Here is a 14,193-nt window from a genome sequence, read left to right on the forward strand (position 1 = left end):
TTTCTTGGTCGAAAACATTGTAACACGGGTCATGATGATGACCTATTTTCTTTTTACACAATTATATGGACTTAATCCGTAGAGGGGTCCTATGCGACCAAAGCCAAAGGAAAAAGAAGCAAAAGGTAGCGTAGAGGGGCTCTATGCGACCAAAGTCAAAGGAAAAAGTAGCAAAAGGGTTCATAGAGGAGTTCTATACGACCGAAGCAAAAGGAGAAAACAGCAAAAGGGTTCGTAGAACGGTTCTATGCAACCGAAGCCAAAGGAAAAAAAGGACAAGCGGTCTCGTACAGTGTATTTACGAGACCGCGGACAAGGCAATGGCACAAAACAGTCGCTTACAAAAGTTTTACTTGTTTAAAAATGTTGCTCACTCATAGTAAATCCATCTCCCGTACCCCTTAGCACAAAGGTTTTTTCTTAAAATCCTAACAAACCTCTTTCGTGAACCACCTTCACCTTCACCCTCACCACACCACTCGTAAACAAGATTAGTAGTAATCTTCCTCTCCGGAAAAAGCAGCATTAACTCCGCCACAGCTCGGAGGACAGCGGCATCTATAGTTTCTTCATGGCCGCAAACATCACAAACCAAACGTCTATCTCCTTGGAAAGTAGAAACGGAATGACACGTTGCACATAGTTTTCCCTTTTTCATTTGGTCAAATTGATAGGGAGGAAATTTGCAAAAGGGATACTCATTTTGGTGCACAGCCATTAATTGGTCAGCGAGATCTTTATGTCTTTTTGATAGCTTCGAAGGAATAGTGTTTAATCGCTGGAAAAGTTGATTTAACTGCGTTGGAAATACAATGGGCTTGTCATGGGGAGCTTGATATAAGGTGAACTCAGGGTTAATGAAGACAATGTGACTATCAATAGGTAACTGATAGCCGAGTTTTTTCAAAAATTGGCGAAGTAATGTTTCACACCGTTCCAATTGGTGTAATGGATTTTTAATATCGTTGCCACCCCGAAGCCTTCGAAATTTTTCAGCTTCGTACAAATAGTCGCCTTCGGAATTTTTCACATCGTACACGTAGATCTTTTGTGGAGCAATCAGTAAGGTGTCGATTTGGAAATAAGAGTTGTTAATTTCAAAGAGTAGACCGTTCAAAATGTAAACATCACATTGAAGCCCCTTTGTCAGATTATCGAACATCAACTCTCCTTCATATCCCTTTTCAAGGGTGCGATAGTAATATTTTTCATCCGATGTTAATTCACTTCGTGCATGTAAACTCCTCCAGACTAATAATTCCTTTGACTCGGTACGAGGCTTTAAAACATCCATGGGCCACTTCCTTTCTTTAAAAAAACACTCAAGTCTATTTTACAAAAATTCACCTATAAACACGTGCTGCACAAATGAACATTTAGTTAAATTTTACTATTCAGAATATTGTTGACAAAAATTAACACAGAATGTTATTATTTTCCTCTGTGACTCAAAAAGGAGGGATGCGTTTTGATTAGGTTAGAAGGAATCTCGAAATCCTATAAGGTTGCCCAGCGCACATCAGGAGTGAGGGAGGCGGCAAAAGCTCTATTCTACCGAAAACATACGATAGTAGAAGCACTGAAGGATATCTCTTTTTCTATTAATCCAGGAGAAATTGTCGGTTACATCGGTCCAAATGGGGCAGGGAAGTCCACTACGATTAAAATTATGAGCGGAATCCTGGTGCCTGACACCGGCAGCTGTAGCATTATGGGCTACACACCTTGGAAGGACCGAGTGCAATATGTAAAAAACATCGGGGTTGTTTTTGGCCAGCGTTCTCAGCTCTGGTGGGATGTTCCCGTACTAGATTCATTTGAACTGTTAAAAGATATATACAAGATTCCACCGCAAGAATATAACACCACCATTGATCTACTTATTGAAACACTAGAACTGCAAACAATAGTCCAATCACCCGTCCGCCAATTAAGCTTAGGGCAGCGGATGCGCTGTGAAATTGCAGCTTCCCTCATTCACAATCCCAAAATTTTATTTTTAGATGAACCGACCATTGGCCTTGATGCTGTTTCAAAAATTGCCGTCCGTCAGTTTATTAAAACGATTAACAAGGAGAAAGGCGTAACGGTCATCCTCACTACACACGATATGAACGATATAGAAGCATTGGCTGATCGGGTCATTCTGATCGGAAAAGGGAGCTTGTTATACGATGGCAATCTAAATGAGTTAAGAAACCAGTTTGGTACCCATAAAACGATCACGGCTGATTATGAAAAAAATCCAAAGCAAATTCAAATACGAGGGACATCAACCCTTGCATGGTCACCTGAACGGGTTGTTCTGAGTGTAGATACCGAGGCGATCAAAACATCTGATGTGATTACTCAGCTGTCCAAACAGGTGGAGCTCCAAGATGTGACCATAGAGACACAACCGATCGAGGATATTATTGTCCAGCTATATAAGGAGTACCAAATATGAGACCATATGTATCCTTTTTGAAGCTGAGGCTTAACATGGGGATGCAGTATCGAACAGCTGCATTTGCGGGAGTAGCCACACAATTTTTCTGGGGTATGATCATTATTATGGTGTTCGAAGCCTTCTATCAACATGCGACCAAAACACCGCCCATATCCTTACCACAAATAATTACATATGTTTGGCTGCAACAGGCCTTTCTTGTTTTTGTTACCATGTGGTTCCGCGATAATGAACTGTTTGAACTGATTACAAGTGGGAACATTGCGTATGAGCTTTGCCGTCCTTGGGAGCTCTATGGATTTTGGTATGCGAAGCTGCTAGCCCAACGGCTGTCGAGTGCGATGTTGCGCTGCTTTCCCATACTGATCATTGCTCTCTTTCTGCCTGCCACTTACAGACTGACGATACCGCCAAGTGTCACTACACTTATACTATTCATCATCACCTTATTGTTAGGATTGCTTCTGTTAATTGCTATTTCTATGTTCTTATACATATCCGTATTTGTAACGATGTCACCAGTCGGCTCTCTTCTATTATTTAGTGTACTCGGGGAGTTTTTTGCAGGTTTAATCATACCAGTCCCGCTCATGCCGTCATGGCTTCAGACTATTGCCAATATCCTTCCGTTCCGCTGGACAGCTGATTTTCCGTTCAGAGTCTATTCGGGGCATATCTCCGGGCAGGCTGCCATCAACGGAATCCTCATTCAGCTTGCCTATTTAGCTGTACTGGTCGTATTAGGAAGATGCGCACTTAACCGGATTGTAAGGAAAGTCGTCGTTCAGGGAGGTTGATGTAGGTTGCGACTATACTTTAAATACTTACAAATACTCTTTAAATCTCAAATGCAGTATCGGACGTCTTTCTTGCTGCTGTCGTTAGGGCAATTTTTTATTCCTTTCGCCATTTTTGCAGGTTTGTACTTATTGTTTGAGCGATTTGGTCAAATAAAGGGGTGGCAGTTTTTCGAGGTAGCCCTTTGCTTCGGGATCATTCACATGGCCTTTGCCTTAAGTGAATGCTTTGCTCGGGGCTTTGATACCTTTTCAAGCCTCATCATAAAAGGAGACTTTGACCGGCTACTGGTTAGACCAAGAAGTACTTTTGTCCAAGTATTGGGCTCCCAATTCGAGTTTACGAGATTTGGAAGACTGCTTCAAAGTTTGTTTGTATTAATTTGGGCAGTAATAAAACTACCGATCGATTGGACGCCAATAAAAATGTTGACACTTATATTTATGATAATCAGCGGGGTGCTTATCTTTACCGGGATTTATATGCTGGCAGCAACCATGTGTTTTTGGACCGTACAAGGTTTAGAGGTAGCAAATATATTTACCGATGGAGGCCGGGAGATGGCCCAATATCCTCTTAATATCTATCAAAAATGGGTCTCCCGTTTCTTTACCTATGTGATTCCATTTGGCACCGTCAATTATTTGCCCTTACTGTATATACTCGGTAAAAGTAAGGGGGATGGCGTTCTTTACCTGCTCACACCAGTAGCCGGGAGCCTATTTATTCTGCCATGTTTTCTGGTCTGGCAGTTTGGGGTAAGGCATTATCGGTCCACGGGGTCCTAAATTTTTCCCCCTATTTAAGATAGTTGTAGATACAAACGATATGGGATTCGTTTATAATAATTGGTACAAATCTAGTTTTGCTGAAAGCAGGCCCATAATGTATGAATGAATATAGACGATTTCGACAGCAATTGTTAAAAAACTATTTAATTGGGTCATCGCTAGCGGTTGGAGTCGTTGGCGGCGTCTTTATCTTTTTCACATTAACACTTACCAGAACTGAATATTTGTATATGTTAGGGATCTTAGGAACTTCTTTTATCATTATGATGATACTAGAATTCCTTCGATTTTCTAAGGACATAAAGCCTATTTCTGATGTATTCACGAAAGAAATACACGAATTTGCAGGTTTGCAACGTGTGTTTGATTATTTGCATGAGTTTCCGTTAGTGACATTTAAGCGAATTATGGGGCCACACTTATTAGGCCTATCCATTCCTGCCATGGTTCTAACAATTCTTGCCATTAAACTGCAGTTATTACACCTTCATTATTATTATATTTTGCTAGCTATGGCCGGGGCTACGCTTGTTGCAGGGATGCACGGAATTATTGAATTCTTCCTGGCCATTAAGGCCGTTCACCCCTTATTAAAAAAAGTGGAGCAAATAGCCATCAACCAATTTGGAGAAAAGCAAACGCTAAAAGGGAAAATGGTTCTCTCAATCAAGCGCAAGTTTCAGTTTAGTTTCCTCTACATTTCAGTGTTTCCGATTCTTTTATTTGGGTTAGCTACCCAAGTAAAACTGGGTATTGCGGAAAACTCAAGCCAAAGCTTCTGGAGTTGGGCAGCAGTTATTATTGTGCTGGGTCTCATCTTTGCCTACTATGGAGCCAAGCTGCTGTTTCTAGATGTTCATCAGCCAATCGTCCAGCTCAGGAAATCCATGCGAGAGGTCCAGGAAGGGTCCTTGGTGAAAACCGATGCCTTGTACTCAGATGAGTTCGCAGGGCTAGTAAACGGATTCAACCATATGGTTGATGCGATCCAGACTCGCGATGAAAAAAACAAGGCCATGTTTGCGAGTTTTTTAGAGAGTATGACAGCTGCATTAGATGCGAGGGACCAATATACATTTGGTCATTCTACCCGAGTTGCTGCTTATTCAATAGAGATAGGGGAGAAAGCAGGATTAGATGAGGAAGAGCTAATGCTTTTAAAAACCTCGGCACTTTTACACGATATTGGAAAAATTGGAGTTGCGGACCGAATCCTCTTAAAGGATGGGAAATTAACGGATGAGGAATACGCGGCAATTAAAAGACATCCCGAAATAGGCAGAAATATTATTAAACAGGTTCAGGGATTTTCTGACCTTCAACCAGTAGTAGAAGGTGTGCTGTACCATCATGAGCGATATGATGGAAAAGGCTATCCTGAGGGCCTCAGTGGTGAAAATGTTCCTCTATTTGGAAGAATTATTGCGGTTGCAGATGCCTTTGATGCGATGACCTCCAATCGTCCTTACCGCAGTGGGATGCCGGTCGACAAAGCGCTAACGATTATTCAGGAGGGCAAAGGTACGCAATGGGATCCAGTGTTCGCTGAAATTTTTGTAGAATTAAAAAGAGGGATGGCTCGAAACCTGGCATAATAATCAATGAAACATGACCGGCATTTGGATTGGTCATGTTTTTTGTCATTTTTCCAAACAAATTCCCAGAGGTTTGAAACCACTATGGAGCTGTGCTATAGTGAAACTATCTATATGACCGTAGAACTAAAATAGTCAAAAAGGAGGGAAGCCTGAATGGCACCCGATAGAAGAAAGATGATTGTAGAGGCTGCAACAAAGTCTTTTTCATTATTTGGCTACAAAGCGACAACCATGGACCAGGTCGCGAAGCTCGCCAATGTGGGGAAAGGGACCATCTATACCTTTTTTAAAAATAAAGAGGAATTATTTGAAGAAATCATTTCCACGCTAGTAAAAGAAATGATAGCAGAAGCAGAGGCCGTCATTCAACCGGATTTGCCGTTTACAGAAAAAGTTCATCGAGCCCTCTATCGCTTATTGGAATTCCGTTCACAGCATCAGCTGATGATTAAGCTCGTTCAAGAAGAAGCGGAAATGGGAACGATCGCGGTTTCCGAGATGCTACAGCATGTGGAAAATGAGATTATCACCTACTTAAAGGAGAAAATTGAGGTTGCCATTGCAAAAGGATCTATACCTTCAACAAACATCGAGTTAACGAGCTTCCTTCTGTTAAAAATGTACATCGCTCTTGTTTCCGATTGGGAGCGACATCATGAACCGCTAAGCTCCGAGCAAATAGCGGAAGTGATTAAGGTATTCTTTTTAAAAGGACTAACCATATAGAAAAAAAGACTTGTGCATCCAACCTGCACAAGTCTTTTTTGATTAAAAGAAAGTATTAAATGACTTCGAGAATTGTCCAGCTCCAGCGCCTTGCCCCTCAGGTCAAATAACCTTCTGCAATAAAAGTCAAAGAGTGACTTTTTTTGCAGAAGAACATTTGCCTGTCGGGGCGCTGATCAAGGTGCTTCCGCTTTTCTTATCACTTTATCTTACTAGGTGCCACTTTGCTGTTGGCAATGTATTCTTCCATTAAACTTAAAAAGGTTCCAAACAGGTAATTGACTACAGAGCCTAAGAGGATACCAAATCCAAGCGCAGTTAAAAGATAAGCACTATTGGAACCGTTTACAAATTGTCCGAACAATATAAGAATAATGCCTAACATACTCCCGAAAATAGCGGTTCTCTTAAAAGTAAAAATGCTTTTTAAATGTATTTCACGCATCATTATCAACTCCTTGTTAAGAATATTCTATCAATTGTCACAGAATTGTCAAACTTTTTTTCAAAAATAGGGAGGTCAGACCAAAAATGGGGTCTGACCCCCTTAGACACATTTACTGTTTTTTCGTTAGGTTTTCCTGTGCCATTTTTACAAGTTCGCGGACCATGCTGCCGCCAAGCCTTCCGCCTACTTTTCCTGCCTGTTCAGAGGTGAGCTTGCCGTTGTAGCCTCTTTGTAAAGGAACGCCCATCTCTTCGGCCGCTTCAAACTTCGCCTCCTCCGGGCTTTGTGATTGAACGACTTTTGCCTTAAGGGCATCTAAGCCGCTCCGTGCCTCAGGAACAAGTATTTTATTTCTTCTTCTAGCCAAGTAAATCCCTCCTTTAGGTATAGAATTTCCTTATTAAAAAAAATAATCAGTAATGAGTGGATAAATCCTTTTCCTTCCAGTATAATAACTGATAATAAAGTCGGAAAAGTCAATGAAAAAGAGAGTAGTTACCTAGGATGTTGCAGCGAATCAGGGATGGTGGAAGCCTGATACGGAATAGATAACGAAGCGCACTTTTGAGATGTGGACCCGAATGGAGTAGGGTTCGCCGGAGAATTCTCCGTTACCAAGGGAAAGCTGGTTCATTACGAACAATTAGAGTGGTACCGCGGGAAATTCAACTCTCGTCTCTTTTATAGAGACGGGGGTTTTTTGTTATTTAACGATAAGTTGTTTTAAAGAGCATTGTTGATTCTATACCCTGTTGATTGGAGCGGAAGGCGCGAAGACTCCTGTGGGAGTATGGTTCAGGGGAGACCCCGCAGGCGCAAGCGCCGAGGAGGCTCGCCGAAACACCCACGAACCGCTCGCGCCTGGAGCGGAAATCAACAGACCAGTTTACAGAGCAAAAGATAAATTAGGAGGTCTTCAGAATGAATTTTAAAAAAGAGCTTGCGTCCATTCTTCACGAACTGCTCGATAAAGAAATTTCATTAACCGAACTAGAACTCATGATTGAAAAACCTAAAAACACATCCCATGGCGATCTTGCCTTCCCATGCTTCACACTAGCCAAGCTAAAAAGAAAGGCGCCTAATGCCATTGCACAGGACTTAAGTGGAAAAATACAATCTGCCACCTTTGAAAACGTAGAAGTAGTGGGTGCCTACTTAAATATCTTTTTAAATAAAAAGCTTGTTTCTGAAAAACTAGTGAAGGAAGTCCTCGCTCAAGAAGAAAATTTTGCTTCACAGAATTTCGGCGACGGGGGCACAATCACGATTGATATGTCATCACCCAATATCGCTAAGCCGTTTTCAATGGGGCATTTACGTTCAACGGTAATCGGCAATGCTCTCGCTCATATTGTTGAAAAATGCGGGTATCAACCGATTAAGATCAACCATCTGGGGGACTGGGGTACACAATTCGGAAAATTAATTACCGCTTATCAGCTGTGGGGAGATGCCGAAAAGGTCAAACAGAACCCTATTAAAGAGCTGCTTCAACTGTATATTCAGTTCCATGCGGAAGCAGAAAAAAATCCCGCATTGGAAGACCAGGGACGCAGCTGGTTTAAGCGGCTTGAAGACGGAGACGAAGAGGCATTAATGCTTTGGCAATGGTTCCGAGACGAGTCTTTAAAGGAGTTCTCAAGGATATATGAGTTGATGAACGTCCAGTTCGATTCGTTTGCGGGAGAAGCTTTTTATAATGATAAAATGGATCGCATTGTAAAGCTCCTAGAGGAGAAACAGTTATTAGTGGAATCTGATCAAGCTCAGGTGGTTGAACTAACGGAGGAGCAACTGCCACCGTGCTTAATTAAAAAATCCGATGGGGCAACACTTTATGCAACGCGGGACTTAGCAGCGGCTCTCTATCGTAAAGAAAACTACAACTTTGTCCAATCTCTTTATGTCGTAGGACATGAACAAAGTCTTCATTTTAAACAGTTGATAGCTGTGTTAGGTAAAATGGGTTATGAATGGGCAGGGAAAATGGTCCATGTTCCATTTGGGATGATGCTGAAAGACGGCAAGAAGATGTCCACTCGTAAAGGGAAGGTTGTTTTGCTAGAGGAAGTCCTAAATGAATCGATTGCAATGGCAAGACATAATATTGAGGAGAAAAATCCAAACCTCGGGAACAAAGATGAGGTAGCCAAACAAGTTGGAGTTGGAGCTGTTATCTTTCATGACCTAAAGAATAACCGAATGAATGATATAGAGTTTTCGCTCGAGGAAATGCTTCGATTTGAAGGGGAGACAGGACCTTATCTACAATATACGTATGCTCGAGCGTGCTCCATACTAAGAAAAGGAAACGGCTATTCTAAAACGGATTCTCTGGCATATGATTATTCCTGGGAGAAGGAATGGAAGGTGACAAGCCTGCTAATGGAATTTGCACCAGCGATTAAAAGGGCCTGTGAGAATTTTGATCCATCACAAGTAGCGAAATATAGTGTTGACCTTGCCCAAGCCTTTAACAAGTATTATGCAGAAGTAAAAATTTTAGAAGAGAATCCAACTAAACAGTCTCGTTTAGCCCTAGTCTTTGCGGTAACAGTTGTTCTAAAAGAGGGCCTACGCTTATTAGGAATAGAAGCGCCTGAGGAAATGTAAGAGCTTTATTTAGCGATTTTCCTAATAACATTATAAAATAGAGCTATGAAAAAAAGGGAGGGCAATGGAATGAGTGAATTGTTATTTAAAAGCTATGAGGTTGCAAGGGGACAATTTGTTAAGAATGTAGAAGCGCTGGAAGAGAGTATTCTGGATATCCAGCCAGAGGGCTTTAACAACACCCTACACTGGCATATTGGTCATGTATTAACAGTGGCAGAACAATTTATGTTTGGCTTTCCGAAGAAATCAACCAACTTACCAGCTGCCTATTTGGAGTTATTTGGAAAGGGGACGAAACCGGCTGATTGGCAGGGAGAAGTTCCGTCCGTACAGGTGTTGGTAGAGCAGTTAAAAGAACAACTGGGTAGAATCAAAGAAATTCCAGTAGAAAGTTTTGATGCCAAGCTAAAAACGCCATTCCTTGGTCAAGAAACTTTTGGCGAGCTAACCAATTTTGCTATTTTTCATGAAACCCTTCACTTGGGCCAGATGCAAGCAATGAAGCGTCTAATTAAAGCTGTCGAGGTAAAGTAAATAAGGAATAATTTGGGGGCTCGCCAATTGGCGAGCTTTCTTTAAGTGATAAGAATGTTTAAGATTTGATACAGCCAAAGTCCTTGATGTGTGGTATTTTATGTCCCGATTCAATGGAAAGAAGCCCGCCGGTAAATAGGGGAGATTTCTAATGCCCGTGGCAAGAGAAAAAGAGCGCGACCGGTAAATAGGGGAAGTTTCTAATGCCCGTGGCAAGGGAAAAAGAGCACGACTGGTAAATAGAAGAAGTTTCTAATGCCCGAGGCAAGAGAAAAAGAGCACGACCGGTAAATAGGGGGAACTTTTTAATGCCCAAGGGCAAGGTTGCCTGCTACTAAGGCCTAAGAACTTTTGTACGCTTAAGTGCCACTAGGTCTCTGTTAGCTTTCCGCTAACCCATCGACTAGTATTCTTGATCGGAGCTGACCAAGGCGCTTGCGCATTTCTGATATAATGAGAGTAACGTAATAAGAGAGGCAGTGAACACCATGACATTAGGTTATGCCGAGTATCCGTCTCCATTTGGAAAAATAAGAGTGATTGCAGATACGGATGGGATTAAGCGAGTGGAACTATTTGAGGAGGATTGGGAAAAGTTTTTGAACGATCATCCGGACATGGTTGAAGACCAGGCACTATGTAGCGAAGCGATTCGTCAGTTGGACGAATACTTCAACGGAAAAAGGAAGGATTTTGACCTGCCGCTATCCATAGAGGGGACAGATTTTCGAAGGCAGGTTTGGCAGGCACTTCAATCTATACCTTATGGTGAAGTAAAGAGCTATGCAGAAGTAGCAGAAATGATTGGAAATCCGAAAGCAGTTAGAGCGGTTGGACAAGCCAATCGAGCGAACCAGCTGCCCATTTTTATTCCCTGTCATCGTGTGATTGGAAAAAGCGGAAGTCTGGTAGGGTATGCAGGGACGAATACGCCTATTAAAAAAATGTTGTTAGAGATTGAAGGCTGCCTCATCCCCCAATAGGATTTACGTAATCGTACGCTAAGCATGAAGATTAATTTCTTCATGCTTTTCTTATGCGGAGAATGGCCAAAACGGGTTAATGGCGCTAAAAACGGGTACTCTAAACTAGAAAAGGGATGATGGTTGATTGGAATAGTTCCTTTTGTCAAAAAGAAAACACTTCAACTTCGCTGTTATCTTGTGATAAAATCAATCGGTAATTCTACTTTGAATGTGGTGGGTGAATCACGTGCTCTCTTCTTTTAAGAGGCTGTTAATTGGCCGGCCGTTAAAGTCAACGGCATTAGGTGAACAAAAATTAAATGTATTTAAGGCTTTAGCTATTTTGTCCTCAGATGCTCTTTCGTCTGTAGCATACGGGACTGAACAGATATTAATTGTACTGGCAACCATTAGCGTGATCGCTTATTGGTACTCGATTCCTATTGCGGTGGGCGTCTTGTTTCTTTTAGCTGCACTCATCTTATCTTATCGACAAATTATCTATTCCTACCCACAGGGTGGCGGAGCCTATCTTGTATCAAAAGAAAATATTGGTGAGAAAGCGGGATTAATTGCTGGAGGCTCCTTGCTAGTTGATTACATATTAACCGTGGCTGTTAGTGTATCCGCAGGAACGGACGCGATTACTTCGGCGTTTCCTGCCCTGCATACCCATACAGTGCTAATTGCGTGTATCTTGGTTGTTTTCATTACCATTCTTAACCTGAGAGGGTTAACGGAGTCAGCATCGATTTTAGCCTATCCAGTTTATTTGTTTGTTGTTGCTCTCTTTATTTTAATTGGAGTTGGACTTTATAAAATAATGACTGGCGACGTGTCTCCAACAGCTCAGCATGCGGCGATTGGGGCACCGGTTCAAGGGATTACCTTATTCCTGTTGCTCCGAGCATTTGCTTCGGGCTGCTCTGCCTTAACGGGTGTGGAAGCTATCTCCAATGCCATTCCAAATTTTAAGGACCCTGCTCCAAAGAATGCGGCCAAAACATTAGTCCTAATGGGAACACTTTTAGCGATTCTGTTTTCGGGAATCACTTTTCTGGCTTATTATTACGGAATATCGCCGAAGCATGATGAAACAGTCGTTTCCCAAATTGCCAAAGAAACGTTTGGGCGAAACTACCTTTACTTTTTAGTCCAGGGTACAACTGCTTTGATATTGGTGCTTGCGGCCAATACCGGTTACTCTGCTTTTCCATTACTAGCGTTTAGCATGGCAAAGGATAAGTATATGCCAAGGATGTTTACCATTAGGGGGGATCGTCTCGGTTACTCAAATGGGATCGTTTCTTTAGGAATTGCTTCTATCCTGCTCATTATTGCTTTCCAGGGGAAAACGGAGAGCCTTATTCCACTCTATGCGGTTGGGGTATTTATTCCATTCACCTTGTCGCAAACTGGAATGATTTTAAAGTGGCTCAGGGAAAAACCATCAGGCTGGTTAGCAAAATTGACATCTAATTTAATTGGAGCTCTTATCACTTTAACAGTTTTAATCATTTTCTTCGTAACGAAATTAAGTCAAGTCTGGTTTGTTATCATTTTTTTGCCGTTGATTGTCATAGGTTTCCTAAGAATTAAAAATCACTATGAAGCGGTAGGAGAACAATTAAGAATTCAACCGGGGGATTGTGATTATAACATTTCAGGTAACGTCATCATCGTGCCTGTCGCAGGGATTACGAAGGTCGTTGCCAATTCAATTAACTACGCCAAGTCAATTACTGATCAAATTTTTGCTGTGTATATTTCCTTTGATCGTGAAGATGAAAAACGATTTGAGGAAAAATGGCAGCAATGGCAGCCTGATGTACGGCTGGTGACACTGCAATCACATTATCGCAGTGTGTTACAGCCATTATCGAAGTTTATTGATACGGTGGAACATAAGGCAAGTGAAAACAATTACCGAGTAACGGTGCTGATCCCGCAATTCATTACCAAGAAAAGCTGGCATAACATATTGCATAATCAATCAAGCTTATTAATCCGTACCTACCTCATTTTTAAAAAGAGAGTGATTGTGGCCACCTTGCCATTTCATTTTAAAAAATAGGCTGTGTTAAAGAACAGTGTTGATTGTTACACCCTGTTGATTGGAGCGGAATGCACGAAGACTCCTGTGGGAGTATGGTTCAGGGGAGACCCCGCAGGCGCAAGCGCCGAGGAGGCTCGCCGAAACACCCACGGAAAGCGAAGTGCCTGGAGCGGAAATCAACAGGCAAGTTTAACAGAGCCAAAAAATAAAAGAAGGTGGAGAGGGACTTTGAATTTTTTGGTGGAGAACAAGTGGATGATCTTGGTTATTCTTGAAGTGTTGGCGTGGTCTTCTACCTTTTTCTTACTCTATGCAAGATATGGGTTGAAATCGAACTTTTGGTTTAAGGTTGCTACGGTTCTCTTTGCGTTAACCGGCGTGATTCCACAGGTATTAATGGGGATTGTTAACTTTATTGCGACTAAAAAAATTGATTTGTTTACCTTAATTATTGTTTTACTGATTTTATATGGATTTACGATTGGGAAAAAACATGTTAAAAAGCTCGATGCCTGGGCCCAAGCGAAGTTTTCCAAGCAACCGTCGTAAAGCCCAAAAAACAAAGAAAACCACCGATTCTAATCGGTGGTTTTCTTTGTTTTTTTGATTATAAAATAAATGGCACCTAAAACTACTGCTGCAATGATGATTGGCATAACGTAGGGCTGTGCGTATTCCTTAATATGTGACCAGTTGCTACCAAGCACCTTACCTAAGTAAAGGAAAAGAATCGACCAAGGTAACACCGCTGCCACAGTGTAAAGCGTGAATTTTGTAGCTGACATTTTAGCAATACCAGCAGGGATCGAAATGGCATGTCTCACAACCGGAATGAAACGTGCAGAGAAAATAACGCCCGCTCCATATTTCTCAAACCATTGTTCAGCAATATCAATATGACTCTTTTTAATTAAGACAAACTTCCCGTATTTTTCTAAAAATGGCCGGCCGCCATAATAACCTGCCCAATATAAAAACAACTGAGCGATCGTTCCCCCGATGGTACCAGCAATAACTGCACCAATAAAATTGAGATGACCCTGTGCAATCATATAACCGCCATAGCCTAACACAATTTCACTAGGAATAATCTCAATCATTAATCCTAAGGCAATCCCAAAGTAGCCTAACTGTGATAAAAATCCTAAAACGCTATTAATAAAATCAGCCATAATTCACCTTCGCTTATGTAAAAAGTATTTTGTCTAC

Annotated in this window: 14 protein-coding genes and 1 other annotated feature; of the genes, 10 read left to right on the forward strand and 4 right to left on the reverse strand. The window is 41.6% G+C overall.

From position 1 onward, the window contains the following. Window positions 1-370: 370 nt before the first annotated feature. Window positions 371-1,294, reverse strand: a complete 924-nt coding sequence (locus AC3A54_RS24600) for a nuclease-related domain-containing protein (RefSeq protein ID WP_487656559.1) — start codon at window positions 1,292-1,294, stop codon at window positions 371-373. A 174-nt stretch (window positions 1,295-1,468) separates the two neighbouring features. Between AC3A54_RS24600 and AC3A54_RS24605 the strand changes: the two genes are divergently transcribed. From AC3A54_RS24605 to AC3A54_RS24625, 5 genes are all read left to right on the forward strand, one after another. After that, window positions 1,469-2,446: an ABC transporter ATP-binding protein gene (locus AC3A54_RS24605; protein WP_487656560.1), complete on the forward strand. Its 978-nt coding sequence runs from the start codon at window positions 1,469-1,471 to the stop codon at window positions 2,444-2,446. Continuing rightward, window positions 2,443-3,246, forward strand: a complete 804-nt coding sequence (locus AC3A54_RS24610; protein ID WP_487656561.1) for an ABC transporter permease — start codon at window positions 2,443-2,445, stop codon at window positions 3,244-3,246. Before AC3A54_RS24605 ends, AC3A54_RS24610 begins: the two co-directional genes overlap by 4 nt. Before the next feature lie 6 nt (window positions 3,247-3,252). Further along, entirely contained in the window at window positions 3,253-4,035 is a 783-nt protein-coding gene (locus AC3A54_RS24615) for an ABC transporter permease (RefSeq protein ID WP_487656562.1), read from the forward strand. A gap of 101 nt (window positions 4,036-4,136) precedes the next feature. After that, window positions 4,137-5,633, forward strand: a complete 1,497-nt coding sequence (locus AC3A54_RS24620) for an HD domain-containing phosphohydrolase (protein WP_487656563.1) — start codon at window positions 4,137-4,139, stop codon at window positions 5,631-5,633. A 156-nt stretch (window positions 5,634-5,789) separates the two neighbouring features. Beyond that, entirely contained in the window at window positions 5,790-6,362 is a 573-nt protein-coding gene (locus AC3A54_RS24625; RefSeq protein ID WP_487656564.1) for a TetR/AcrR family transcriptional regulator, read from the forward strand. Window positions 6,363-6,561: 199 nt separating this feature from the next. Here AC3A54_RS24625 and AC3A54_RS24630 read toward each other — a convergent pair whose 3' ends face one another. Together AC3A54_RS24630 and AC3A54_RS24635 are read right to left on the reverse strand one after the other, a co-directional pair. Further along, entirely contained in the window at window positions 6,562-6,810 is a 249-nt protein-coding gene (locus tag AC3A54_RS24630) for a hypothetical protein (protein WP_487656565.1), read from the reverse strand. A gap of 109 nt (window positions 6,811-6,919) precedes the next feature. Next, the gene (locus AC3A54_RS24635) at window positions 6,920-7,177 is read right to left on the reverse strand and encodes an alpha/beta-type small acid-soluble spore protein (RefSeq protein ID WP_308081490.1); all 258 of its coding nucleotides are present in this window, start codon (window positions 7,175-7,177) and stop codon (window positions 6,920-6,922) included. Window positions 7,178-7,280: 103 nt separating this feature from the next. Continuing rightward, window positions 7,281-7,493, forward strand: a binding site (T-box leader). Between the two features lie 238 nt (window positions 7,494-7,731). Between AC3A54_RS24635 and argS the strand changes: the two genes are divergently transcribed. The 5 genes from argS to AC3A54_RS24660 all read left to right on the forward strand — a co-directional run bounded on the left by argS (window position 7,732) and on the right by AC3A54_RS24660 (window position 13,533). After that, window positions 7,732-9,426, forward strand: coding sequence for an arginine--tRNA ligase (gene argS / locus AC3A54_RS24640; protein ID WP_487656566.1), 1,695 nt, complete (start codon window positions 7,732-7,734; stop codon window positions 9,424-9,426). 69 nt (window positions 9,427-9,495) lie between these two features. Continuing rightward, window positions 9,496-9,963: a DinB family protein gene (locus AC3A54_RS24645; protein ID WP_487656567.1), complete on the forward strand. Its 468-nt coding sequence runs from the start codon at window positions 9,496-9,498 to the stop codon at window positions 9,961-9,963. A 488-nt stretch (window positions 9,964-10,451) separates the two neighbouring features. Then, complete coding sequence (locus AC3A54_RS24650; protein ID WP_487656568.1) at window positions 10,452-10,946, forward strand: methylated-DNA--[protein]-cysteine S-methyltransferase; 495 nt, start codon at window positions 10,452-10,454, stop codon at window positions 10,944-10,946. Between the two features lie 229 nt (window positions 10,947-11,175). Next, entirely contained in the window at window positions 11,176-13,002 is a 1,827-nt protein-coding gene (locus tag AC3A54_RS24655; RefSeq protein ID WP_487656569.1) for an APC family permease, read from the forward strand. A 210-nt stretch (window positions 13,003-13,212) separates the two neighbouring features. After that, window positions 13,213-13,533 (forward strand): hypothetical protein, encoded by a 321-nt coding sequence (locus AC3A54_RS24660; RefSeq protein WP_487656570.1) that lies wholly within the window; start codon window positions 13,213-13,215, stop codon window positions 13,531-13,533. Between the two features lie 29 nt (window positions 13,534-13,562). On the opposite strand, the gene uptA is transcribed toward AC3A54_RS24660, so the two are convergent. Continuing rightward, a complete protein-coding gene (gene uptA / locus AC3A54_RS24665) occupies window positions 13,563-14,156 on the reverse strand; it encodes an undecaprenyl phosphate transporter UptA (protein ID WP_487656571.1) in 594 nt (197 codons plus the stop codon). Window positions 14,157-14,193 lie beyond the last annotated feature (37 nt).

This window comes from Neobacillus sp. Soil_C_43 (assembly GCF_057656715.1).

What these genes read in the sequence shown, in the direction of transcription:
- AC3A54_RS24600 (WP_487656559.1), bottom strand. Translation starts at nt 1,294, where the DNA reads ATGGATGTTTTAAAGCCTCGTACCGAGTCAAAGGAATTATTAGTCTGG.
- AC3A54_RS24610 (WP_487656561.1), top strand. Translation starts at nt 2,443, where the DNA reads ATGAGACCATATGTATCCTTTTTGAAGCTGAGGCTTAACATGGGGATG.
- AC3A54_RS24620 (WP_487656563.1), top strand. Translation starts at nt 4,137, where the DNA reads ATGAATGAATATAGACGATTTCGACAGCAATTGTTAAAAAACTATTTA.
- AC3A54_RS24625 (WP_487656564.1), top strand. Translation starts at nt 5,790, where the DNA reads ATGGCACCCGATAGAAGAAAGATGATTGTAGAGGCTGCAACAAAGTCT.
- AC3A54_RS24630 (WP_487656565.1), bottom strand. Translation starts at nt 6,810, where the DNA reads ATGATGCGTGAAATACATTTAAAAAGCATTTTTACTTTTAAGAGAACC.
- argS (WP_487656566.1), top strand. Translation starts at nt 7,732, where the DNA reads ATGAATTTTAAAAAAGAGCTTGCGTCCATTCTTCACGAACTGCTCGAT.
- AC3A54_RS24645 (WP_487656567.1), top strand. Translation starts at nt 9,496, where the DNA reads ATGAGTGAATTGTTATTTAAAAGCTATGAGGTTGCAAGGGGACAATTT.
- AC3A54_RS24650 (WP_487656568.1), top strand. Translation starts at nt 10,452, where the DNA reads ATGACATTAGGTTATGCCGAGTATCCGTCTCCATTTGGAAAAATAAGA.
- uptA (WP_487656571.1), bottom strand. Translation starts at nt 14,156, where the DNA reads ATGGCTGATTTTATTAATAGCGTTTTAGGATTTTTATCACAGTTAGGC.